The sequence below is a fragment of the Paenibacillus tritici genome, from assembly GCF_018207515.1.
Taxonomy (GTDB): Bacteria; Bacillota; Bacilli; order Paenibacillales; family Paenibacillaceae; genus Paenibacillus_AQ; species Paenibacillus_AQ tritici.
Genome location: NZ_CP073365.1, coordinates 4,815,913 through 4,838,228, shown reverse-complemented (window position 1 = coordinate 4,838,228; position 22,316 = coordinate 4,815,913). Strand labels below are relative to the sequence as shown.

At 53.3% G+C, this 22,316-nt stretch carries 26 protein-coding genes; all 26 read left to right on the top strand.

Translation table 11 applies throughout. The features are described 5' to 3' along the window. Positions 1-136 precede the first annotated feature (136 nt). The 26 genes from rpsA (at position 137) to trpE (ending at position 22,309) form a co-directional block, all read left to right on the top strand. Positions 137-1,318: a 30S ribosomal protein S1 gene (gene rpsA / locus KDC22_RS20995; protein WP_425517066.1), complete on the top strand. Its 1,182-nt coding sequence runs from the start codon at positions 137-139 to the stop codon at positions 1,316-1,318. A 173-nt stretch (positions 1,319-1,491) separates the two neighbouring features. Beyond that, a complete protein-coding gene (gene der / locus KDC22_RS20990; RefSeq protein WP_173129153.1) occupies positions 1,492-2,817 on the top strand; it encodes a ribosome biogenesis GTPase Der in 1,326 nt (441 codons plus the stop codon). A gap of 12 nt (positions 2,818-2,829) precedes the next feature. Continuing rightward, positions 2,830-3,447 (top strand): glycerol-3-phosphate 1-O-acyltransferase PlsY, encoded by a 618-nt coding sequence (gene plsY, locus KDC22_RS20985; protein WP_173129150.1) that lies wholly within the window; start codon positions 2,830-2,832, stop codon positions 3,445-3,447. Continuing rightward, on the top strand, positions 3,440-4,480 hold the full coding sequence (locus tag KDC22_RS20980) for an NAD(P)H-dependent glycerol-3-phosphate dehydrogenase (RefSeq protein ID WP_211720213.1): 1,041 nt from the start codon (positions 3,440-3,442) through the stop codon (positions 4,478-4,480). Before plsY ends, KDC22_RS20980 begins: the two co-directional genes overlap by 8 nt. A 66-nt stretch (positions 4,481-4,546) precedes the next feature. After that, positions 4,547-4,822, top strand: coding sequence for a stage VI sporulation protein F (locus tag KDC22_RS20975; protein ID WP_173129144.1), 276 nt, complete (start codon positions 4,547-4,549; stop codon positions 4,820-4,822). Between the two features lie 189 nt (positions 4,823-5,011). Beyond that, positions 5,012-5,191 (top strand): DUF2768 family protein, encoded by a 180-nt coding sequence (locus KDC22_RS20970; protein ID WP_173129141.1) that lies wholly within the window; start codon positions 5,012-5,014, stop codon positions 5,189-5,191. Between the two features lie 79 nt (positions 5,192-5,270). Next, positions 5,271-5,888, top strand: coding sequence for a hypothetical protein (locus tag KDC22_RS20965; protein ID WP_173129137.1), 618 nt, complete (start codon positions 5,271-5,273; stop codon positions 5,886-5,888). A gap of 28 nt (positions 5,889-5,916) precedes the next feature. Then, positions 5,917-6,285, top strand: coding sequence for a 2Fe-2S iron-sulfur cluster-binding protein (locus KDC22_RS20960; RefSeq protein WP_173129134.1), 369 nt, complete (start codon positions 5,917-5,919; stop codon positions 6,283-6,285). A 52-nt stretch (positions 6,286-6,337) separates the two neighbouring features. Further along, positions 6,338-7,105, top strand: coding sequence for a DUF3939 domain-containing protein (locus KDC22_RS20955; RefSeq protein WP_246552799.1), 768 nt, complete (start codon positions 6,338-6,340; stop codon positions 7,103-7,105). 668 nt (positions 7,106-7,773) lie between these two features. After that, entirely contained in the window at positions 7,774-9,252 is a 1,479-nt protein-coding gene (spoIVA, locus tag KDC22_RS20950; protein WP_173129131.1) for a stage IV sporulation protein A, read from the top strand. A gap of 377 nt (positions 9,253-9,629) precedes the next feature. After that, complete coding sequence (locus KDC22_RS20945; RefSeq protein ID WP_019909963.1) at positions 9,630-9,902, top strand: HU family DNA-binding protein; 273 nt, start codon at positions 9,630-9,632, stop codon at positions 9,900-9,902. A gap of 102 nt (positions 9,903-10,004) precedes the next feature. Beyond that, positions 10,005-10,253 (top strand): trp RNA-binding attenuation protein MtrB, encoded by a 249-nt coding sequence (gene mtrB / locus KDC22_RS20940; protein WP_173129128.1) that lies wholly within the window; start codon positions 10,005-10,007, stop codon positions 10,251-10,253. A 78-nt stretch (positions 10,254-10,331) separates the two neighbouring features. Continuing rightward, positions 10,332-10,871, top strand: a complete 540-nt coding sequence (locus tag KDC22_RS20935; RefSeq protein ID WP_173129125.1) for a hypothetical protein — start codon at positions 10,332-10,334, stop codon at positions 10,869-10,871. Between the two features lie 114 nt (positions 10,872-10,985). Beyond that, positions 10,986-11,855, top strand: coding sequence for a heptaprenyl diphosphate synthase component 1 (locus KDC22_RS20930; protein WP_173129122.1), 870 nt, complete (start codon positions 10,986-10,988; stop codon positions 11,853-11,855). Positions 11,856-11,858: 3 nt separating this feature from the next. Next, a complete protein-coding gene (locus tag KDC22_RS20925) occupies positions 11,859-12,611 on the top strand; it encodes a demethylmenaquinone methyltransferase (RefSeq protein ID WP_173129119.1) in 753 nt (250 codons plus the stop codon). After that, entirely contained in the window at positions 12,604-13,479 is an 876-nt protein-coding gene (locus tag KDC22_RS20920) for a UbiA-like polyprenyltransferase (RefSeq protein ID WP_173129116.1), read from the top strand. Before KDC22_RS20925 ends, KDC22_RS20920 begins: the two co-directional genes overlap by 8 nt. Beyond that, positions 13,476-14,078, top strand: coding sequence for a UbiX family flavin prenyltransferase (locus KDC22_RS20915; RefSeq protein ID WP_173129112.1), 603 nt, complete (start codon positions 13,476-13,478; stop codon positions 14,076-14,078). Before KDC22_RS20920 ends, KDC22_RS20915 begins: the two co-directional genes overlap by 4 nt. A 3-nt stretch (positions 14,079-14,081) precedes the next feature. Next, positions 14,082-14,942: a menaquinone biosynthetic enzyme MqnA/MqnD family protein gene (locus KDC22_RS20910; RefSeq protein WP_211720212.1), complete on the top strand. Its 861-nt coding sequence runs from the start codon at positions 14,082-14,084 to the stop codon at positions 14,940-14,942. Next, positions 14,939-15,907: a polyprenyl synthetase family protein gene (locus tag KDC22_RS20905; RefSeq protein ID WP_173129106.1), complete on the top strand. Its 969-nt coding sequence runs from the start codon at positions 14,939-14,941 to the stop codon at positions 15,905-15,907. The genes KDC22_RS20910 and KDC22_RS20905 overlap by 4 nt, the downstream gene beginning before the upstream one ends. Before the next feature lie 107 nt (positions 15,908-16,014). Further along, the gene (gene ndk / locus KDC22_RS20900) at positions 16,015-16,458 is read left to right on the top strand and encodes a nucleoside-diphosphate kinase (RefSeq protein ID WP_173129103.1); all 444 of its coding nucleotides are present in this window, start codon (positions 16,015-16,017) and stop codon (positions 16,456-16,458) included. A gap of 27 nt (positions 16,459-16,485) precedes the next feature. Continuing rightward, positions 16,486-17,289, top strand: coding sequence for a CheR family methyltransferase (locus KDC22_RS20895; RefSeq protein WP_246552797.1), 804 nt, complete (start codon positions 16,486-16,488; stop codon positions 17,287-17,289). Positions 17,290-17,400: 111 nt separating this feature from the next. Beyond that, positions 17,401-17,577, top strand: coding sequence for a hypothetical protein (locus KDC22_RS20890; RefSeq protein ID WP_173129100.1), 177 nt, complete (start codon positions 17,401-17,403; stop codon positions 17,575-17,577). 185 nt (positions 17,578-17,762) lie between these two features. Beyond that, complete coding sequence (gene aroC, locus KDC22_RS20885; RefSeq protein WP_173129097.1) at positions 17,763-18,932, top strand: chorismate synthase; 1,170 nt, start codon at positions 17,763-17,765, stop codon at positions 18,930-18,932. A 1-nt stretch (position 18,933) separates the two neighbouring features. After that, positions 18,934-20,037: a 3-dehydroquinate synthase gene (gene aroB / locus KDC22_RS20880; RefSeq protein WP_211720211.1), complete on the top strand. Its 1,104-nt coding sequence runs from the start codon at positions 18,934-18,936 to the stop codon at positions 20,035-20,037. Next, positions 20,031-20,402 (top strand): chorismate mutase, encoded by a 372-nt coding sequence (gene aroH / locus KDC22_RS20875; protein WP_173129090.1) that lies wholly within the window; start codon positions 20,031-20,033, stop codon positions 20,400-20,402. The genes aroB and aroH overlap by 7 nt, the downstream gene beginning before the upstream one ends. Before the next feature lie 353 nt (positions 20,403-20,755). Next, a complete protein-coding gene (trpE, locus tag KDC22_RS20870; RefSeq protein WP_173129087.1) occupies positions 20,756-22,309 on the top strand; it encodes an anthranilate synthase component I in 1,554 nt (517 codons plus the stop codon). The last annotated feature ends 7 nt before the right edge of the window (positions 22,310-22,316 follow it).

Sequence of the window (22,316 nt, the reverse complement as noted above, 5' to 3'; positions counted from 1 at the left end):
TTGAATCGAGGAGGGTAATCACATGTCTGAAGAAATCAAGAATCAAGAAGCTGCGGATAACGTTGAGAACAACGAAACCGTGGAAGTGACAGAAGCTGTTGCAGGTACTGAAGAAGAAGTGACAAGCCAAGAAGGTATGGAAATTATTTCCTTGAAAAAAGGCGATACCGTGAAAGGAACAATCGTCAAAATCGAAGATAACCAAGCTTATGTAAGCATTGGATATAAATACGACGGCGTTATTCCTATTCGCGAATTGTCTTCCGTTCAGCTGGACAATGCCGCAGCAGCGGTAGAAGTCGGCCAAGAAGTGGAATGCAAGGTTGTCAGCATCAACGACAACAAGGAGAGCCTGGTGCTTTCCAAGCGTGCAATCGACAGCGAGAAATCATGGGAAGATCTGGAGAAATATTTTGCTTCCCAGGAATCCTTTGAAGTTACTGTGGCTGACGTTGTCAAAGGCGGCCTTGTGGCTGACGTTGGAGCGCGCGGCTTCATCCCTGCTTCCATGGTTGAACGTCACTTCGTTGAAGATTTCAGCGACTACAAAGGCCGCACTTTGCGTGTCAAAGTGAAAGAGCTTGACCGTGAGAACAGCAAGGTGATTCTCTCCGCCAAAGAAGTTCTGGAAGAAGAATTCGAAGCTAACAAGCAGAAGATTATGGCTGAGCTGTCCGAAGGACAAATCATCGAAGGTACGGTTCAACGTCTGACCCAATTCGGCGCATTTGTTGATGTTGGCGGCGTTGACGGACTGGTTCACGTATCCGAGATCGCTTGGAACCACGTGGAGAAGCCATCCGATGTAGTATCTGAAGGCGATAAGGTTCGCGTTAAAGTACTTAAGGTTGATCCTGAGAAGGGCAAAATCAGCCTCAGCATCAAAGCAGCAGCTCCAGGTCCTTGGGATTCCGCTTCCGGACAGATCAACATCGGCGATGTAGTTACAGGCGAAGTTAAACGTCTTGTGAACTTCGGCGCATTCGTTGAACTGCTTCCAGGCGTTGAAGGCCTTGTGCATATCTCCCAGATCTCCCACAAGCACATTGGTACTCCGCATGAAGTGCTCAAAGAAGGACAGGAAGTACAAGTGAAAGTCCTTGACTTCAATCCATCCGAGAAGCGCGTAAGCCTGAGCATCAAGGAAACAGAAGAAGCTCCGGCTCCTTCGGCCAGACCAGAACGCAGCAACAGCAGAGACAGAGCGCCTAAGGAAGTGCTGAACAATCCTAACGTATCGCTCAGCAACGAAGGCCTCAGCTTTACACTGGCTGAACGTTTCGGCGACAAGCTGGACAAATTCAAGGGTAACAACTAATCCCTTTGTTATCTCATCATAACGGGTAAAGTAATCGGCGAGCCCTCGATAAGAGGGTTCGCCGATTGTGTTTTACAGGGCTAATACAGATTGGCAGGACAGTGATTAGGCAGTTAGCCAATTGTAAGGTTTTTTGCTATGATGAGTAACGTAGGAAGACAGGAGGAATGTATATGGCAAGACCCGTAGTGGCCATCGTAGGCAGGCCTAACGTCGGTAAATCGACGATATTTAACCGGCTGATTGGCGATAGACTGGCCATCGTAGAAGATAAACCGGGGATTACACGCGACCGGATATATGGAGTATCAGACTGGAACGGCAAATCCTTCAGTGTCATTGATACTGGCGGGATTGAAATTGACGGTGAAGACGCTATTCTGAAGTCGATCCGCGTTCAGGCGGAGCTGGCTATCGAAGAAGCGGATGTAATCGTCTTTATGTGCGAGGCGAAGAGCGGACTTACGAGTTCGGATGAGGAAGTCGCACAGATTCTGTTCCGTTCCGGCAAGCCGATCGTTCTGGCTATTAATAAAGTGGATAACATGAAGCGCACAGAAGATATTTATGAATTCTACAGCCTTGGAATTGGCGATCCGATCGGAATTTCAGGAAGCCACGGAACCGGAATCGGAGATTTGCTCGATGCGGTTGTTGAACGTCTGCCTGATAAGACTGAGGTGGAATATGATGATGATGTCATCCGGGTGGCATTGATCGGCCGTCCGAATGTAGGGAAATCCTCGCTGGTGAATGCTATTCTTGGCGAAGAACGCGTCATTGTCAGCGATGTTGCGGGTACTACGCGCGATGCGATTGATACGCCTTTTGAACGGGATGGCCAGCGGTATGTGCTAATCGACACTGCAGGTATGCGCAAACGCGGCAAGGTCTATGAGAACACAGAGAAATATAGTGTTATGAGAGCCATGAAGGCGATTGAACGCGCGGATGTTGTACTCGTTGTGATCAACGGCGAAGAAGGCATTATTGACCAGGACAAGCATATTGCCGGTTATGCCCATGATGCGGGCAAAGCCTCAATCTTTGTCGTCAACAAATGGGATGCCATTGAGAAAGACGACAAGACCATGCAGAACTTTGAACGCAATATCCGGGATCACTTCCTGTTCATGAGCTATGCCCCGGTCGTGTTCCTGTCTGCACTTACGAAACAGCGTCTGCAGAAGCTGCTGCCTGTCGTACAGCATGTAGCTCAACAGCACGCTCTCCGCATTACAACGCATCTGGTGAATGATGTCGTATCCGATGCCGTGGCGATCAATCCTCCGCCAACGGACAAAGGACGCCGTCTGCGCATTAATTATGTAACCCAGGTTGCTACGAAGCCGCCGACCATTGTGGTATTCGTCAATGATCCTTCGCTGATGCACTTCTCCTACGAACGTTACCTGGAGAACAAGCTGCGCGCAGCATTCAATTTCGAGGGTACACCGATCCGTCTCTTTACACGGCGCAAATCCGAAAACGAAGGTTAGGGGAGAAGAGTAGTGGCGTTTGAACTTCTGGTGATCGTTATAAGCTATCTGCTTGGCTCCATCAGCTTCAGCGTATTGCTCGCCCGGCTGCTCAAAGGGATTGATATCCGCCAATATGGAAGCGGCAATGCAGGAGCGACCAATACACTGCGTGTGATGGGGAAGGGACCGGCCATACTGGTGCTGTTTCTGGACGTACTGAAGGGAATTGCCGCAGTCTGGCTTGGTACATGGGCCGGCGGCTGGGGAACCTGGGTGGCAGTGGCCTGTGGCCTCGCTGCCATCATCGGGCATAACTGGCCGGTCTATTTTCACTTTCGCGGAGGAAAGGGCATTGCTACGACGATTGGCGTAATGGCTACGCTTGTATTTTGGCCTGCGCTTATTGCCGGTGTTATTGCCATTCTCGCTATTGTTCTTACCCGGTATGTCTCGCTGGGTTCACTGATTTTTGTGGCCCTGACTCCGGTATTCCTGCTGTTCACGGATTATACGGCCCCAGAGCTGTGGGGAAGTCTGATCATCGTACTGTTCGCGTTCTGGCGTCACCGCAGCAATATTGTGAAGATCTCGCAGGGCCGTGAGAACAAAATCGGCTCCAAAGCCAAGGAGGGGAATCGCGTTGTCTGATAAAGTAACCGTGCTGGTCGCGGGCAGTTGGGGAACTGCGCTGGCTACTGTGCTGGCGGCTAACCACTCGGAGGTTTATCTGTGGACGCGAAAGCCTGAACAGGCTGCCGAGATTAACGGGGCGCATACGAATCATCATTTCCTGCCGGGGATCAAGCTTCCCGGGAATATTATAACCACTACGGATATGGAGACTGCCGTCTCCGGCTCCAAGGCGGTGGTCATTGTGGCGCCTTCTTCCGGGATGCGCCAGGTTGCGCACAGCCTGAAGCCGTTCTGGAAGAAAGACATGCTCTGTATTCACGCCACGAAGGGCTTTGAGACCGAGACCATGAAGCGGATGTCGACAGTGATCTCGGAGGAGCTGGGCTGCAGCGAAGGCGATATTGTTGTGCTCTCCGGCCCCAGCCATGCTGAGGAGGTTGTACGGCTCTGCCCGACGACTGTTGTGGTGGCTTCGCCGGATGAGAGCCGTGCCAAAGCGGCGCAGGGTCTGTTCATTAACAATGACTTCCGGGTGTATACCAACAGGGATCAGCTCGGGGTAGAACTGGCTGGTGCGCTGAAGAACATTATCGCGCTCGGTGCAGGACTGTCCGATGGTCTGGGCTTCGGGGACAACGCGAAGGCAGCGCTGCTTACCCGCGGCCTGGCCGAGATCTCGCGTGTAGGTGTGGAGATGGGGGCGAATCCTCTGACGTTCTCCGGCCTTGCCGGACTCGGTGACCTTGTCGTAACTGCAACCAGCCAGCACAGCCGGAATTGGCGTGCCGGTTCCATGCTGGGCCAGGGTCAGCCTCTGGCGGAGGTGCTGGAATCCATGGGCATGGTTGTCGAAGGCATCCGGACTACGGAGGTCGCTTATGCCATCTCACTCAAGCTGGGAGTGCAGATGCCGATTACAGACCAGATCTATCATGTGCTGTTCAAGGGCAGAACACCGCGTAATGCTGTGGAAGCCTTGATGGGCCGTGACCGCAAGACTGAGATGGAAGTTATCTCTCAGGAGACCTGGGAGCAGTGGCATTCCTGATCACGTTCACCTTTTACCGGGGGTTCTCATATGTTGTAATGGGGACTTACGGAGGAGGGATGAACAGTGAGCAAAGATTTTTCCAAGGATGCTTTGAACGCCATCAACAAGAAGACGGGCAAAAACATCTCCGAAGGCGCCATCAAAAAGCTGGCCGGAACGGTCAAGCCGGGGACCACGCAGAATGAAGCCCAGCTCCGCCAGTTAATTAAACAGGTGTCAGCCATGGCCAAGGTACCGGTCAGCGAGGCTACCGTGCAGGAGATCGTCAATGCTGTTAAAAAAGGCGGCGCCGGTTCCGGTACGATGGAGTCATTAATGAAAATGATGCTGAAAAAATAGCATATCCGTAAGGCAAATCCATCCCCGCCGGGATGGATGCTGTTCAGACTGGGCATAGACACCGGAATCATTCTGATTTCGCGGTTTATGCCTTTTTTTGTGGCGGCCTGAAATTTATACTTAAAAAAGTTCGGATTTCACGCTATAATAGTCGCAATCCCGGTAAAGTGAAATGGAGGCGCATGAAATATGGACCCGATGACAAAAATGTGGCTGTCACTGATAGCGGTACTGATTATGGGCTTATCCGTTTTTTTGATTACTTTTGCACGCAGCAAGACCAGAGGCCTGCTTAGAGCCGTTCTTTCCGTGATCGCATTTGTATTCCTGCTGATCGGAATTTTGGGCGGGGCCGCTTCAATTATGTAAGCATTTACATTATATTCAGACAGACGTATTTCTGACAGAATCGATAGATGATTTTACAGGAATGGGGCGTGTGTGATCAATGGCCGGTTCAGGAATTCCTTATGCAGTGGAGACCGCGCTTGGCAGCATCGTGGAGAAATTAGACTTCTGCGGATTCGGCAAGCCGCCGGTGTGGCTGCTTGGTGGAAGCTGCGGACTGTTGCTGCATGGGGTTCAGCTGAATACTCTCCCGCGTGATATTGATCTCTATTGCGATCTGGAGGATACCCTGCGGCTTCATCAGGCACTGCTGAGGTATACCGTAAGCAGCCCGGAAGAGGACTTCAGCGGCAGCTGCTTCTCCATGCGCGGGCTCTATTTCATTGGAGAAGTGAAGGTTGAGCTGGTGGGCGGGTTCAGAATCGGTGCCGGCTCCCTGCAATATGCTGTGGATGTCGGTACGCTGCAGCAACATGCCCCTACAAGTCATTATGAAGGGATTGGCCGTCTGTCACTGATGCCGGTCGTCCATGAGCTGATCTTCAATCTCCTGCGCGGCAGGGAGGATCGCTGCCTGGCCATCGCGGAACTCATCAAGGGGGATGTGGCTGCCCATCTGCCGCTCCTGCACCAGCTCATTGAGGAGAATCACCTGGAACCGGAGGTGCAGTCGAGACTGGACGGGCTTCTGGGGATATCGGAATCGTTGCAGATCTAAGTGAATGACAGGAAAGGACGCATGTAGAATGAACGCTCAATCTAAAATAACGGTTACTTTCCTTCCGGATAACAAGAGCGCCTCCGTTAAGCCTGGAGTCTCGCTGCTGGAGGCCGTACGCAAGGCCGGAATCGTGTTGCCTACCCGCTGCGGCGGCAAGGCTGGATGCATGATGTGCAAAGTGTCAGTGGAGAGTACGGAGCAGGCAGCGCTTAGACCTCCTGCCGAAGCGGAGAAGCGCAAGCTGGGCAGTCTGCTGGATGAAGGGGTCCGCCTGGCTTGTCAGGCCGCCGTGTGGGGCGATGTTCGCGTGCGTATTCCTGAGGACCCGCTTAAGGCGGCTGTACGCCGCAGACTGGAAGCGGCGCGCCGTGGAGAAGCGGAGGAGCTGTGGTGACAGTCAAGGCTGACGTCTGCACGCAGAGAAACCAACAAAGAGGAGGTTGTGAATGGACTCCAGACAGCAGGTGAAGCTCACGGAGAGACAGAGGAAGAGGCGGAGGAGAGCAGCGATGCTGCCGGTGCTCATCCTGCTGATCTTGTCACTTGGCGGCTGTATGTACCCCGGAGACCAGCAGAAGCCCGGCGGCGGAGCCCGCGAGAGTGTGAAGCGGGTGCAGGCCGCGGTAGACGATTATCAGGAGCAGGAGGGGCTGCTTCCGATCTTGACCAGCGGGGAAGCCACGCCAAGATATGAGAAATTTGTGATTGACCTGAACAAGCTCCAGCAGGAGGGATACCTCGATGAGATCCCGGCTGCTGCATTTGAGAAGGGCGGCAGCGCTTATTTTCTTATTCTGGATGAAGAGACTGACCCTAAGGTTAAATTGATGGACCTGGTGACCGTACAGAAGGTAAACGATATCCAGCGTAAGGTGAACCAGTATAAGTCTGCACACGGCGGGAAGCTGCCTGCGGAAGACGAGATGTATCCGGGCCTGTCGGCTATTGATTCCAAACGGGCAGGGACGGAGGGGATTAAGCTGAACAGTGTATATTCCGGACAGCCGCTCGGGTTCCTGATGGACAAGGAGGGGACCGTCTATGTAGATTACGGCGCGGATATCACTTCAGCTATGGATAAGAATGACGGTGTGCCTGAGGCAGACCGTGATCTGCGGCTGGAGCTGGTGCAGGCCTCCTATTATGTGCCTGTGAAGTCGCTCCCTTACCTGTGGGTGGATGGCCGTCCCGTCCCGCAGGCGCCGCAGCAGTAGAAGCTACAGGCGGTCTCCTATCAGGAATTTATTACCTTTATAGTATATGCAGACACAAAAACAGCGATCTCCGGTTATTGGAGATCGTTGTTTTGCATGCTTAAGCAAAATAGCAAACTTCTGAATTTAGAAACTTTTCACGCTTAAACAGCGGAGAGGACGGAACGACCCGCGGAAAAGCGATAGCGGTCGCCTTTGTCCCCGGATTTTCACCGCTAAGGAGAATCAATAAAATCTGGGGACAACAGCGATGGAACAACGGTCCGTTCACGTAGCGTCCCCCCAAGCGCCAACGTTGATCCTACTGGATAGCACGATAAACAGCAGTTCTAGGCAGCAAACCGGCCTCATAGAATTGATGAGAAGACTTCCGGGCGTCTTGACGCAGTGGCGAGCTAGAGCGGGCATACGAAATTTCAGATGCAAAAATGCGCGGACGCTGGTCATAAATCCATTACGGATACATATGATGATACTAGTCCAAATGCATGTCCGAGCATTCGGAGTTTAGCGCGGGGCAACATGTTCCGCCTCAGGCAGTAGCTAGGCTTCGGGCGGGCAAAGCTTAGTCCGGTGGTTGTCCTGCAAGGGTCAGTTTGCCGGCGGAACGCGAAGTCGATGCTCTTCAGGCATTTTTTCTTCGGAGTAATATGAGGAGGGGATCTCTTTTGGAAAAAGTGGATATTTTCAAGGACATTGCCGAGCGTACCGGCGGAGACATTTATCTCGGCGTCGTCGGCGCGGTTCGCACGGGGAAATCGACATTCATCAAGCGCTTCATGGAAACGATTGTTCTCCCGAACATCACTAGTGAAGCAGACCGGGTAAGAGCGGTTGATGAGCTGCCGCAAAGTGCGGCAGGCAAAACAATCATGACGACTGAACCGAAGTTTGTACCCAACAATGCGGTGCAGATCAAGGTGGCAGAAGGCCTGGAGGTCAACGTCCGGCTGGTCGATTGTGTGGGTTATGCGGTTGAAGGTGCAAAAGGGTATGAGGATGAGAATGGTCCGCGCATGATCTCGACTCCATGGTTCGAGGAACCGATTCCCTTCCAGGAAGCGGCTGAGATCGGGACACGCAAGGTGATTCAGGAGCACTCTACACTGGGTGTGGTAGTAACTACGGATGGTACGATTGCCGAGATTCCACGGAACTCGTATGTCGATTCCGAAGAACGCGTCATCGCAGAGCTGAAGGAGGTCGGCAAGCCGTTCGTGCTTGTCATTAACTCCACCCGGCCGCGCAGCGAGGAAGTCCAGCAGCTCCGCAGCGAGCTTGCCCTCAAATATGATATCCCGGTCATGACGCTGAGTGCAGCGAATATGACGGAGGACGATGTAACCGGTGTACTGCGCGAAGTGCTGTATGAATTCCCGGTACACGAAGTCAATGTGAATCTGCCAAGCTGGGTCATGGTACTGGGAGAGAATCACTGGCTGCGCAGCAGCTATGAGAATTCTGTCCGCGATACCGTGAAGGATATCCGCCGCCTGCGTGATGTGGACCGGCTTGTGTCCCAGTTCACGGAATATGATTTTATCGACAGGGCAGGCCTCAGCGGAATGAATATGGGCCAGGGCGTAGCCGAGATTGACCTCTACGCTCCGGAGGAGCTATATGATCAGGTACTCATGGAAGTTGTCGGCGTAGAGATTCGCGGCAAGGACCACCTGCTCCAGCTGATGCAGGACTTCTCCCATGCCAAGCGTGAGTATGACCGCTTCTCGGAAGCGCTGGAGATGGTCAAAACGACCGGGTACGGCATCGCCGCTCCTTCCCTTGCCGAGATGGCTCTGGATGAGCCGGAGCTGATCCGCCAAGGGTCGCGGTTCGGAGTCCGGCTGAAGGCTACAGCTCCATCCATTCATATGATCCGGGTGGATGTCGAGTCTGAGTTCTCGCCGATTATCGGTACAGAGAAGCAGAGCGAGGAGCTGGTGCGCTATCTGATGCAGGACTTTGAGAATGACCCGATCAAAATCTGGGAATCGGATATCTTTGGCCGGTCCCTGCATTCCATAGTCCGCGAGGGCATCCAGGGCAAGATTGCGATGATGCCGGACAATGCGCGCTACAAGCTGCAGGAAACACTGGGCCGGATTATCAACGAGGGCTCAGGCGGCCTGATCGCCATCATCCTCTAAAGCTGAATAAGATTTCCATTCAGAGCGGGAGCCTTTCCCGCTCTTTTTGCGGGGTCTGGACCTTGGCGGGCTTCAACTGTGAATCCATGAATGGTAGACTGAAAAGGGGAATTCTCCCTGGAAAGGCTCCGTTTTTACGGAATAATTGGCAGTAATAGACTGCGCGGATGAAGCAAAATCAGCGTGAACCTGCTACTTTCTGCTCCTTTTTTGAGGAACGCCTTGAAATTATGGGTGGGCTGTATTACTATAAGTTTGTTGCGCTTCTAGAAGAGAGGTGCCAGTATCTAGTAATAAACGGGATTATCACGTATATTTTACGTTGAAACGGAAACAGTGTATGATACCGGAACTTTTACCCAGGGAGGTGAGAAGACATGAATAAATCAGATTTGATCAACGTAGTTACAGAAGCAACTGAACTTCCCAAGAAAGATGCTACTAAAGCGGTAGACGCCGTTTTTGAAGCGATCACAGGTGCCCTGCAAAGCGGAGATAAGGTTCAGCTGGTTGGCTTCGGAAACTTTGAAGTGCGCGAACGTTCCGCACGTAAAGGCCGCAACCCGCAGACTGGTGAAGAAATCGAAATTCCTTCGAGCAAAGTACCGGCATTCAAACCCGGTAAAGCGCTGAAAGACGGAATCAAATAAAGATTTCTACATATCTGCCCCATAGTCTCTGAATAACAACTATGCCGCCCTCCAAGGCGGCATTTGTTTTTGAAAGGCTTATAAACTTTGAGGAGGATCACAATGACTGAGAAGAAGAATGAAGTGAATCCTGTACCGTCCGGCAGCGACTACATCGTAGTGAAGGCCAAGGAGAACGGTGTCCAGGTGATCGGGCTGACCAGAGGGCTGGACACACGGTTTCACCACACGGAGAAGCTGGATAAAGGCGAGGTGCTCATCGCCCAGTTCACCGATCACACCTCAGCAATGAAAATCCGCGGCAAGGCAGAAATCTGGAGCAAGCACGGCCAATTAGAGAGTGAAAGCTGAAAAGCAGGCATAGCCTGCTTTTTTTCAAAATATAACTAGAAACATGAGTATTACAGGTTGGAGCAAGGGAGGCTTGTCATGAACCGGAACTGGCTAATCGGAACGGCAATAATGCTCAGTGCGGCCACTACTCTGGTGCTGCCGCAGCTGGCCGGCAACGCTCTAACTGCCCGGGGGAATTATGGCGTGCTGCAGACTATCGGACCAGGTGCTGTGATCCTGGAGGATGATAATCTGGTGGATGCGCTTAGCGGGATTCCATTTAGTCTGATGATTGACAAGGCCGGCTGGGAGAACGGCGTATTGTCCCTGGATCTGAAGGTGAACGGTGATGCCCATGAACCGCAGGAGCTATATCAGAATATGGCTCTGGCTATCGCTTTCGCCATTCAGGAGACGGGGAACGTGGATCAGCTGCTGCTGCGTGTAGTGGCAGAGGATCAATGGCTGAATACCCGCCGCCTGCTCCTTGCCGGAGACATCCGCCGGAGTGAATGGACTCCTCAGCTGCAGGAAACACTCCGGAATGCAGGCAATACCCCCCTTCCTGACCCGCTTAAGAACGGATTCCGCATTAGTGAAAGCGAGCTGTGGAAAAAGCAGTTCATTTATCCCTAATACGGGTAAATGAAACTGGAATGCATCAACCGTGCGTGACAAAAAAACATGTGATATAATAGACAAGATTGTGAACAAAGATATAGTCAAACGTCAATGGCTTCGGAGGCTGAAATGAAACCGTACCGCATACCGCAACTGGCTAAACCCTACACCGACTACGACATGATTCAGCGGCATACGGAACTGCCGCCGTTCTCAGACGGGCGGGGTCATTTGTTATATATTTTTCTGGGCTGCAGCCGGGGGACCGGATTCCAGCAGGGGGAGCTGTTCACGCTGGTGACCAGCCTTGTCCAGCTTGGACTGGATACCCATGAGAGCATCGACCGTTATCAGGATGAGCCCGGGGGCGATGTCATGCGCACCCGCCAGCTCAAAGTACTGGCCGGTGATTACTTCAGCAGCTGGTTCTACCATCTGCTCGCGAGACAGGGACAGATTGAGATGGTGGGTATGTTAAGCGCGGCTATCGCTGATTTCAACGTGATGAAGGCCAATCTGTACGGCCAGATGAGCGGAAGGCTTGTCCCGGCTGAACAATACTTGAAGCACACGGTACAGCTCAATATGCGGCTGTTTCTTTCTTTTACACCGATGATTGAAGAATCGCTGAGAGACATCTGGGAGAAGCTGCTGGTTGAATTCAGCCAGTGCGAGACTGTAGCGCAGGAATTGCGCCGGGGAGCAGCCCCGGCAAGTGCGCTGGGGGGCTATGCCTACTGGAGGGTGATGGAGTCGGCCACCGAAGAGGAGCGTCAGCAGCTTCAGGGTCAGACGCTGGATATTAAGGACTGGAAGAAGCTTAAGCTGAGATGTAAATGCGATGCCCAGCTGACGGACAAGCTGCACGGGTCGCTTGAGTCCATTCAGGGACTGCTGCAGGGCATCAGGGACGAGGAACTGGCCGGCCAGCTTAGAGCTGCACTGGACCGCCTTCTTCTGCAAATGAAAATTTCCGGACAAGCTGCCGTGGAGGGTTAGAGAATGACAGTAGATAAAGCTACCGTAATAGGTGAGCAGGGCGACAAGCCGAAGGAGCAGTTTGTCCATTCGGTATTTGAGAGCATTGCCGGCAAATACGATCTGATGAATGATATTCTGAGCTTCCGCCGCCACAAGGCATGGCGGAAGTTCACCATGCGCAAGATGGGCATGAAGCGCGGGGACTCGGCAGTGGACCTCTGCTGCGGAACCTGCGACTGGAGCATTGCCCTGGCGGATGCCAGTGAGACCGGATGTGTAATGGGGCTGGACTTCAGCGCAGGTATGCTGGAAGTAGGACGGCGCAAGGTGGAAGCGCGGGGACTCCAGGACCGCATCTCCCTGATTCAAGGCAATGCGATGGAGCTGCCGTTCGGCGACAATTCCTTCGACTACGCCACAATCGGCTTTGGGCTCCGCAATGTGCCTGATCCCGTTCAGGTGCTGAACGAGATGAAGCGTGTGGTGAAGCCGGGCGGAATGGTGGTGTGCCTGGAGCTGTCCAAGCCGATGAAGCAGCCGTTCAAAGGCATCTATTATTTTTATTTCCAGCGTGTGCTTCCGCTGCTGGGCAGGCTTTTCGCCAAGCGGTATGAACAATATAAATGGCTTCCTGAATCCCTCGCGTTATTCCCGGACAGGGAACAGCTGGAAGTGATCTTCCGGGATACCGGACTTACCAAAGTGGAATCGTTCCCCTTGAACGGTGGCATCGCGGCATTACATATTGGACTCAAGGAGAACTGTAATGGTTAAGAAAATCGGCATCTTTTTACAAATGATCAAGTTCGAGCATACGGTATTTGCCCTGCCCTTTGCGTTTATGGGAGCTTTGCTGGGTTCTGTAGTTATGTTTGGTGAACTGCCCTCCTGGAGCCAGATCGGCTGGGTGATTATTGCCATGTTCGGCGCACGCAGCGCGGCCATGGGGCTTAACCGGTTAATTGACCGGATCAGTGATGCGAAGAATCCCCGGACAGCGGGGAGAGCCATCCCGGCAGGACTGTTGAAGGTTGGAGAAGTATCGCTGTTTATCGCGTTCTCGTTCTTTTTGCTGTTCTGGGCGGCCTTCAAGCTTAATCCGTTGTCGGCGAAGCTGCTGCCGATCGCTGTGTTCCTGCTGGTCTTCTATTCGTTCACCAAACGCTTCACCTGGGCTTGTCACCTGATCCTCGGCCTTACGATTGCCCTTGCCCCGCTCGGCGGCTGGGTAGCAGTTACAGGAACGGTGGACGGGACAGCCATGATTTTTTATTTCACCATCGTGTTCTGGACAGCGGGCTTTGATATCATCTATTCCTGTCAGGATGTTGACTTCGACCGGAAGGAAGGTCTGTATTCCATACCGGTCCGCTTCGGAGTAGCCCGTGCGCTCGGCATTGCCAAGGTCTTTCATCTGCTGACGGCCCTTGGTTTCATCTCGCTGCTCTTTATTACCGATTTGAGCTGGTGGTATGTCGCCGGTATGCTGATTGCCTATATTATTATGTTTTATGAGCACTATATCGTGTCTCCGAGTGATCTGAGCAAGCTGCAGACGGCATTCTTTACGATGAACGGCGTGCTGAGCATTGTTGTCTTTTCCTTTACTCTGATTGACCTGGTGGTGCAGTTCTACAAATGACTGAACTTAAGACTCGAAACTTCGTGGTCGGCATTACCGGCGCCAGCGGGGCGGTCTATGGCATCCGGCTGACAGAGACGCTTCTCTCGCTCGGTTACACGGTACATCTGGTGGTGAGTGGTGCGGGCTGGCGTGTCTTCAAGGAAGAACTGGGCTATGCTGTCTCCGACCGGGAAGGCTTGTTAACCGGGCTGTTCGGCAGCTATCCCGGTTCTCTTCTGTATCACCCTGTACAGGATATCGGCGCTTCGATTGCCAGTGGCTCCTTCCGGACGGAGGGCATGATTATTATGCCATGCTCCATGGGAACACTGTCTGCTGTAGCACATGGCAGCTCGGATAATCTGATGACACGGGCTGCGGATGTCATGCTGAAGGAAGGCCGTCCGCTCGTCCTTGTTCCGCGGGAGACTCCGCTGCATGCTATCCATCTGGAGAATATGCTCAAGCTGTCCCGCATGGGCGTCAAGCTGATTCCGGCGATGCCGGCATTCTATTATGGACCTTCGACCATGGATGACCTGGTGAATTTCATGGTCGGGAAGGTGCTTGACAGCTTCAATATCGAACATACTTTATTTCGCAGATGGGGGGAATGAAGGATGACACAGCCGGAACGCACCGTTATCGGCAAAATCAGCTATACCAATTCATGGCCGGTCTATCATCATTTCCATCCTTCTTCTTTAAGTTTTCCTGCAGAAATGGTGAGTGAAGTACCGGCTGTCCTTAACCGGGGGATGGCAGCGGGGGATATCCATGTAGGCGCTTTATCCTCCTTCGCCTATGCAGCAGCCAGCGACCGGCTGGTGCTGCTTCCCGGCCTGTCCGTCAGTGCGGACGGGCCGGTCAAATCTATTTTTCTTTTCTCCAAAATGCCGGTACATCAAATAGGTAATGCAAGGATCGCCGTAACGAATACCTCGGCTACCTCAGTTAATCTGCTGAAGATTCTGATGCACAAGGCCATAGGTGCAAGCCCGGAGTACATCAGTGCCGATCCCGATCTGAACGTTATGATGAACCAGGGGGATGCCTGCCTGCTGATTGGTGATCATGCCATCCGCGCTTCGTGGCAGGATCAGGGATATCATGTAACGGATTTGGGCGGGCTGTGGAAGGAATGGACGGGCTGTAGCATGACCTTTGCCGTATGGGCGGTTAACCGGGCGGCGGCAGCCCGTAATCCGGAGGTTATTGCCGAGATTGCGGAAGCCTTCGAGCTAAGCAAGAGACGCGGCCTGAGTAATCTGGGACCTGTAATTCAAGAAGCCTGCTGCACTATCGGAGGCACAACCTCCTATTGGAATGATTACTTCCGTAATTTATGTTATGACTTTGGGGAAAGGCAGCAGGAAGGTCTGAACCTCTATTTCCGCTATGCCTATGACATGGGCCTGCTGCCGCAGGAAGTGAAGATGGAGCTTTGGAGCCACAATCTGCTGACACGGGTGAAAGAATGAAGCGACTGCAAATGTTCGGCTTGCTGAACAAAGACATGGATCAGATTGAGAAAGAGCTGTACCGCAGCGTCCAGGGGGACGATGACCTGCTCAGCGAAACCTCGCTGCACCTGCTCAAAGCAGGAGGCAAGCGTCTCCGGCCGGTATTCGTCCTGATGGGCGGCAAATTCGGAGAATATGACCTTGATAAGCTGAAGCGCGTGGCGATCCCGCTGGAGCTGATTCATAGCGCCTCGCTGGTTCACGATGATGTCATTGACGATGCGGATCTCCGGCGGGGAGAGCCGACCGTCAAGGCGAAATGGGGCGACAAGATCGCCATGTATACCGGGGACTATATTTATGCCAAGGCCCTCGTGATGACTTCGGGGCTGAAGAATCCCCTGATTCATCAGATTCTCTCCAAAGCCATGGTAGAGATGTCCATCGGAGAGATGGAGCAGATCCGCGATTTCTTCAACAGCGGGCAGAGTGTGCGCCATTATCTGCGGAGAATCCGCCGCAAGACAGCGCTGCTGATTGCCGTCAGCTGTCAGCTTGGCGCTCTGGCAGCGGATGCGGAGCCGGAAACGGCACGGCTGCTCTATAATTACGGATACAACGTAGGTATGGCGTTTCAAATCCGTGATGATCTGCTCGATCTCTCCGGAACGGAGAAGCAAATCGGTAAGCCTCCGGGAAGTGATATGCGGCAGGGGAATATCACACTGCCAGTGATCTACAGCCTGCAGGATGCGAGGCTCCGCGAGGGGCTGCTCGAAGAGCTTGACCGGATTCGGAAAGGCAGCAGCGGGGCTGGACGGGCCATTGATCTGATTCTCTCCGGAGAAGGGATATCCCGTGCGGAGGAGCTGGCTTCCCGCTATATCGCCAAGGCGCTAGAAGCGCTGGACCAGCTGCCCCGCAACCGGACTAAGCGCAATTTGCGCGACATCGCCTTTTTTATTACCGGCCGCGCGTATTAGACTTATAACACACATGCAAATTTACGTTCACAGATGCCGGGGTTTCTGATAATATGTGACCATAAACAGCCTATTCATTAGAATAAGGGGAATTGGAGAGTGACTCTATGGAACAAACGTATCTGATGATCAAACCGGACGGTGTACAGCGCGGGTTAATCGGGCGCATTGTTACCCGCCTGGAGGACAAGGGATTCAAGCTGGTTGCTGCCAAGCTGATCACCGTTACAGAGGGACAGGCGAAGAAGCATTACGCAGAGCATGAAGGCAAGGACTTTTTCCCGGAGCTGGTGAGCTTCATTACCTCGGGTCCGGTGTTTGCCATGGTATGGGAAGGCGATGATGTCATAGCGTTATCCCGTCTGCTGATCGGCAAAACCAAAGTGGGCGAAGCATTGCCGGGCACTATCCGCGGTGATTATGCCAGCCACACTCCCCTTAATCTAATCCACGGATCGGATTCGCCAGAAAGCGCAGCACGTGAAATCGCTAATTTCTTCGCTCCGGATGAACTGGCACAGTATGATAAAGACATCGCAGCCTGGATGTAAGATCCGGGCGGGAGACAGGAGAATATTATGGCTGAACGTGAAGAATCCTCATTGGCCCCGGACCCGGATTACACCGGATTTATTCATAATATCAAACAAAGCACAGGCATTGATCTAGCCCAGTATAAGGAAGCACAGATGAAGCGGCGTTTGACGACGCTCCGCATGAAGAACGGGTACAACACGTTTAATGATTTTTTTGCGGCAATGATGAAGGATAAGGCGTTATTCTATGAATTCCTGGACCGCATGACGATCAATGTCTCTGAATTCTGGCGTAACCCGAACCGCTGGGAGGTGCTCAGGGATGTGATTCTGCCGGATCTCCAGCGTTCCGGCCGCAGGCTGAAGCTGTGGAGTGCCGCCTGCTCCACCGGGGAAGAGCCCTATACGCTGGCGATGATCCTGTCGGACAAGAATATTCTGGCCCAGACCGGTATTCTGGCTACAGATATCGACGACGGAGCTTTGGCCAAAGCGAAGCAGGGGCTGTACCTGGAGCGTTCTTTGAAGGATGTGCCCAAAGATGTAGCGGAGCGGTATTTCACTCCGGACGGCCCTGTGTTCAAGGTCAGTGACGGATTGAAGAAGAATATTGACTTCCGCAAGCAGAATCTGCTGCTGGATAAGTTCGATGAAGGTTTTGATCTGATCATCTGCCGTAATGTGATGATCTATTTCACGGAAGAAGCCAAGAATAAGCTGTACCACAAATTCTCGGCCAGTCTGCGGCCCGGAGGGTATCTGTTTGTGGGCAGCACGGAGCAGATTTTCACACCTGCACAGTATGGCTTCGAGTCTACCGAAACCTTCTTTTACCGCAAGAAATAACGGCTGGAGCACTGGGGCGTGATCACTTGGCTCAGGTATACTTTAACCGCTTTTCAGTGATAATGAGAAGTAGGAAGAAACCTAACGCCAAGTGAAAGGTCGTTAATCCAGATGGACAAAAGCATGGTTATAACCGCGTATAGACGGGGGTTCCTCACGATACGCGAATGCGGGCAAATTCTCGGGATGGAGGAGCTGCAGCTGCAGTGCCTGCTTACCGTGGAAGAAGGCAGAACCTCCAGCCGCCTTCCTGCACCGGGCAGTGATAGGCTGGAGACAGGCTCCTGAACGGGGACGCGCACAGCAGCGCCGCTTCTACTCGAAAGAGCAGGAGCGGCGTTTGTTTTGTACCTGGAGCTGCTGCTGATAAGGCCATTGCATTCTTGTCAAAGCCGGGAGCCTATACTATAATAAGCAAAGACATTTAACATTTTAGCGGTTTACAGTCTAAAAGTGTGAAGGGGGAACGCAGCATGAGTTTACGCTATTTAACAGCGGGGGAAACGCACGGCCCCCAGCTTACAGCCATTATTGAGGGATTGCCCAGTAATTTGACACTTAACTTTGAAGAGCTTAATTTCCAGCTGCACCGCAGACAGAAGGGCTACGGCCGTGGACGGCGGATGCAGATTGAGAAGGATACCGCGCAGATTGTTGGCGGTGTGCGCCATGGTTATACCACCGGAGCTCCGGTCGCACTTGTGGTGGAGAACAAAGACTGGACCCACTGGAAGAACATTATGAATATTGAACCGGTTCCCGGCAGCGACGAAGAGAAGCGCCGGGTGAACCGTCCGCGTCCCGGTCATGCTGACCTGAACGGGGGACTCAAGTATAACCACACTGATCTGCGTAATGTCCTGGAACGCTCCAGTGCCCGCGAGACGGCAGCGAGAGTAGCCGTAGGTGCAGTAGCCCGTCAGCTGCTTGCCGAATTCGGGGTGAAGATTGCCGGACAAGTGATCCGGATCGGAGAGATTGAAGCGCCGGCTAACGGGCTGTCCGCCGATGAGCTGATCGCGTTGACTGAAGAATCCTCTGTGCGGGTAGTGGACAAGGAGACCGAGCAGAAGATGGAGGCTTACATAGACAAGATCAAGGAAGAAGGCGACTCCATCGGCGGGATTGTGGAATGTATTGTCGAAGGCCTGCCTGTCGGCCTTGGCAGCTATGTGCAGTCAGACCGCAAGCTGGATGGTGCCATTGCCGGAGCGGTTATGTCCATCAATGCCTTCAAGGGTGTGGAGATCGGGATCGGATTCGAGGCCGGCAAGCTGCGCGGCTCACAGGTCCATGACGAGATTATGTACGAAGCTTCTAAGGGATACTACCGGGCAAGCAACCGGCTTGGCGGGTTCGAAGGCGGAATGACCAACGGAATGCCGGTAGTTGTCCGCGGAGTGATGAAGCCGATCCCGACGCTGTATAAACCGCTGCAGAGCGTAGATATTGATACGAAGGAACCCTTCACTGCCCAGGTGGAACGTTCCGATGCTTGCGCCGTTCCGGCTGCCTGTGTCGTCCTGGAGAATGTGGTTGCCTGGGAGATTGCCAAGGCGTTCCTGGACAAATTCGGCGGAGATTCCCTGGAGGAGATCCGCGCTAACTATAATAACTACCTGGCTCAGCTGGAGAGCTACTAAGATGCGCAGCATTACAGTAGAGCTGGGAGAACGTTCTTATCCTATTCATATCGGCAGCGGCCTGCTGAACAGCATAGGCGAACGCTGTAGTGAGGCCGGGTTCGCGCAGCGCAGTCCGCTGCTGCTGGTCAGCGACAGTGAAGTGGCTCCGCGTTATCTTGCTCAGGTAGAGGCTTCCTTGCGGAGCTGCGGATATACGGTGGTCAGCCACATTATTCCGGCGGGAGAAGCATCCAAATCCCTGGCGGTGTATGAAGAAGTCATCTCGACAGCGATTCAGGGCGGACTGGACCGCAGCTCTGCGGTGCTGGCGCTAGGCGGGGGAGTGGTCGGAGATCTGGCCGGATTCGTCGCAGCTTCTTATATGCGGGGAATCGGATTCATGCAGATTCCAACCACCATTCTCGCTCATGACAGCAGTGTCGGCGGCAAGGTTGCTGTTAACCATCCGCTGGCGAAGAATATGCTGGGCGCCTTCTACCAGCCGTCCATGGTACTGTATGATCTGGACACATTGGCTACACTTCCTCCCCGGCAGGTCGCTTCAGGCCTGGCGGAAGTGGTGAAGCACGGGCTGATCCTGGACCGTGAGTTCGCTTACTGGTGCCTTGAGCATGCCGGTGAGCTGCTGGCTCTGGACCCGGAAGCGCTTGGATATGCGCTGGAACGCGGCTGCGCGATCAAGGCGGCTGTCATCGGCAATGATGAACGGGAACAGGGGCAGCGCGCAATTCTGAATCTGGGACATACCATCGGACATGCCATTGAGGCGGTCGGCGGTTACGGCACCTTCCTGCATGGCGAGGCTATTTCCATCGGCATGGCCGGTTCTGCTCTCCTGGCAGCGAAGCTGGGGCGGGACAGACAGATCTATGAAGATACGGTGTCCATGCTGACGGCCTTGTCACTGCCTACCCGGCTCCCGTCGCAGTATAGCGAGGAAGAGCTGATGGAAGCGATGATGCACGACAAGAAGTTCAAGGAAGGCCGAATGACTTTTATCGTACCCGAAGCCATTGGTGCTGTCAGCATCGTGAACGATGTGCAGGCAGGCGATGTGCGTGAAGTCATAGCTCAGCTTAAGAAGGAGGGGAGCCCATGGTGAACCGGGGCATACGCGGTGCAACAACCGTAACCCAAAATGATGAAACGGAAATTTTACGTGAAACGGTTGTTCTGCTTAGAGAAATTGTTGAGCGTAATGACGTTATCGCAGAGGATATTTGCAGTGTGTGGATTACGATGACCGGGGATCTGGATGCGACGTTCCCGGCGCGGGCCATCCGCGAGATTGAAGGCTGGGAAATGGTGCCGCTGATGTGTTCGGTTGAGATTCCTGTAAAGGGCAGTTTGCCGAATTGTATCCGCCTGATGGTGCAAGTGAATACGGACAAATCCCAGCGGGATATCCGCCACGTGTATCTGAACGAAGCCCAGCGGCTCCGCCCGGATCTCTCACAGAGCAAGTAATAAATTACGTATACGGGGTTGTCAATGACCTCTGTCATCATGTATAGTGAAGTTAGCCGAGTAAAGCAGAGTTTAGAATGAGTTGAGTTGAGTATAGTTGAGCTGAGTGCAGGACTTTATGATAGGGCAGACCTTTGATTGTCAGTGTTCTTTTTTTGGCATACCTGTATAGCGGTAACTTATGTGTTGCACACACGCTATTCCTGTATCCATAGGAGAATCTGCTGCATTCGATTGGGTTCATGCCGGTCCGAGGCGCTTAATCACATACTGACTACCAACAAACCTCTACTCCGGTAGAGGTTTTTCTGTATTTCGGACAATACCTTAACTAACCCTAGGAGGTTACCCAAGTGACGAATCCGAGCATTGAAGAAGTGGTGTCGCTGTCGCGCGAATATAATCTGATCCCGGTCGTGAAAAGACTGCTGGCTGACATGGAAACGCCTATCCGCCTGTTCCAGCGTTTTGCCGAGCAGGATCGCGCATTTTTGCTGGAGAGCGTAGAAGGCGGCATTCAATGGGCGCGCCATTCTTTTATCGGCAGTGATCCGTTCCTGATGATCTCCGGTAAAAAGGGGTTAATCCATGTGGAGGTCGGCGGTGAGAAAAAGCAGCTCTCAGGCAAACCCGTAGAGGAGCTCAAAGCGCTGCTTCGCTCTTACCGCAGTCCCAAGCTGGACGGGATGCCGCCGTTTACGGGCGGGGCCATCGGATTCTTCGGCTATGATCTGCTGCAGTATTATGAGAAGCTGTCCGCACATGCCGTGGATGATCTGAATATGGATGATATCCGCTTCATGTTCTGTGACCGCATTATCGTCTTCGACCATGTGAAGCAGCAGATCCTGCTCGTGGGCAATCTGCATATCAAGGATGGCGATACCGATTCCGATATCCGGGCCAATTATGAGGAGTTAAGCTGCCGCTTAGAGAATCTGGCGGAGGAGCTGCAGAAGGAAGGCCCGAAGGAGAACGTCAACCGCCGCAGTATTCCGCAGGATATTGAACTGGGCGAGATTCACTCCAACCTGACGAAGGAGCAGTATATCCGCAATGTGGAGCAGGCCAAGGAATACATCCGTGCCGGTGATATCTTCCAGGTAGTGTTGTCGCAGCGGATGCATATAGAGACTGAGGTATCCCCGCTGCATGTGTACCGGATGCTGCGTACCCTGAACCCTTCGCCTTATATGTATTATCTGAAAATGGATGAGGAGATTATCGTCGGCACCTCACCGGAAGCGCTGGTTAAGGTGGACGGCGGCCGCGTGGAGACCCGGCCCATCGCCGGAACCCGGCCGCGCGGAGCAACAGAGGCAGAGGACCAGCAGCTTGCCGCAGAGCTGCTGGAGGATGAGAAGGAACGCGCCGAGCATCTGATGCTCGTAGACCTGGGCCGCAATGATCTGGGCCGGGTCTCGAAATTCGGCAGCGTGAAATGCAATTCATTCATGGAGATCGAGAAATACTCGCATGTGATGCATCTGGTCTCGAATGTAACCGGAACCCTGGCAGAGGATAAGGATTTCTTCGATGCCTTCCTCTCCTGCCTTCCGGCGGGCACCGTATCGGGCGCACCGAAGCTGCGGGCGATGGAGATCATAGCCGAGCTGGAGCAGGAAGCGCGCGGCGCTTATGCCGGGGCCATCGGGTATCTCGGCTTCTCCGGGAATATGGATTCGTGTATCACCATCCGCACGATCATCTTCCGCAAAGGCCGGGCCTATGTGCAGGCTGGAGCAGGGATTGTCTGGGATTCCGTTCCGGAGAAGGAATACGAGGAGACGGTGAACAAAGCCAAGGGGATGCTGAAGGCGATCCGGATGGCTGAGGCCATGTTCCCTGCCGAGGTGAAGGAGAAGCAGGTCATTAACCAGGATTACATGTACGAATATACCCCGTGAGCCGGGA

What these genes read in the sequence shown, in the direction of transcription:
- KDC22_RS20965 (WP_173129137.1), top strand. Translation starts at nt 5,271, where the DNA reads ATGGCCGGTTCAGGAATTCCTTATGCAGTGGAGACCGCGCTTGGCAGC.
- KDC22_RS20890 (WP_173129100.1), top strand. Translation starts at nt 17,401, where the DNA reads ATGGACAAAAGCATGGTTATAACCGCGTATAGACGGGGGTTCCTCACG.
- KDC22_RS20925 (WP_173129119.1), top strand. Translation starts at nt 11,859, where the DNA reads ATGACAGTAGATAAAGCTACCGTAATAGGTGAGCAGGGCGACAAGCCG.
- der (WP_173129153.1), top strand. Translation starts at nt 1,492, where the DNA reads ATGGCAAGACCCGTAGTGGCCATCGTAGGCAGGCCTAACGTCGGTAAA.
- KDC22_RS20915 (WP_173129112.1), top strand. Translation starts at nt 13,476, where the DNA reads ATGACTGAACTTAAGACTCGAAACTTCGTGGTCGGCATTACCGGCGCC.
- KDC22_RS20895 (WP_246552797.1), top strand. Translation starts at nt 16,486, where the DNA reads ATGGCTGAACGTGAAGAATCCTCATTGGCCCCGGACCCGGATTACACC.
- aroB (WP_211720211.1), top strand. Translation starts at nt 18,934, where the DNA reads ATGCGCAGCATTACAGTAGAGCTGGGAGAACGTTCTTATCCTATTCAT.
- KDC22_RS20910 (WP_211720212.1), top strand. Translation starts at nt 14,082, where the DNA reads ATGACACAGCCGGAACGCACCGTTATCGGCAAAATCAGCTATACCAAT.
- rpsA (WP_425517066.1), top strand. Translation starts at nt 137, where the DNA reads ATGGAAATTATTTCCTTGAAAAAAGGCGATACCGTGAAAGGAACAATC.
- KDC22_RS20905 (WP_173129106.1), top strand. Translation starts at nt 14,939, where the DNA reads ATGAAGCGACTGCAAATGTTCGGCTTGCTGAACAAAGACATGGATCAG.
- KDC22_RS20955 (WP_246552799.1), top strand. Translation starts at nt 6,338, where the DNA reads ATGGACTCCAGACAGCAGGTGAAGCTCACGGAGAGACAGAGGAAGAGG.
- KDC22_RS20970 (WP_173129141.1), top strand. Translation starts at nt 5,012, where the DNA reads ATGGACCCGATGACAAAAATGTGGCTGTCACTGATAGCGGTACTGATT.
- mtrB (WP_173129128.1), top strand. Translation starts at nt 10,005, where the DNA reads ATGACTGAGAAGAAGAATGAAGTGAATCCTGTACCGTCCGGCAGCGAC.
- KDC22_RS20930 (WP_173129122.1), top strand. Translation starts at nt 10,986, where the DNA reads ATGAAACCGTACCGCATACCGCAACTGGCTAAACCCTACACCGACTAC.
- KDC22_RS20935 (WP_173129125.1), top strand. Translation starts at nt 10,332, where the DNA reads ATGAACCGGAACTGGCTAATCGGAACGGCAATAATGCTCAGTGCGGCC.
- KDC22_RS20960 (WP_173129134.1), top strand. Translation starts at nt 5,917, where the DNA reads ATGAACGCTCAATCTAAAATAACGGTTACTTTCCTTCCGGATAACAAG.
- ndk (WP_173129103.1), top strand. Translation starts at nt 16,015, where the DNA reads ATGGAACAAACGTATCTGATGATCAAACCGGACGGTGTACAGCGCGGG.
- KDC22_RS20920 (WP_173129116.1), top strand. Translation starts at nt 12,604, where the DNA reads ATGGTTAAGAAAATCGGCATCTTTTTACAAATGATCAAGTTCGAGCAT.
- aroH (WP_173129090.1), top strand. Translation starts at nt 20,031, where the DNA reads ATGGTGAACCGGGGCATACGCGGTGCAACAACCGTAACCCAAAATGAT.
- aroC (WP_173129097.1), top strand. Translation starts at nt 17,763, where the DNA reads ATGAGTTTACGCTATTTAACAGCGGGGGAAACGCACGGCCCCCAGCTT.
- KDC22_RS20945 (WP_019909963.1), top strand. Translation starts at nt 9,630, where the DNA reads ATGAATAAATCAGATTTGATCAACGTAGTTACAGAAGCAACTGAACTT.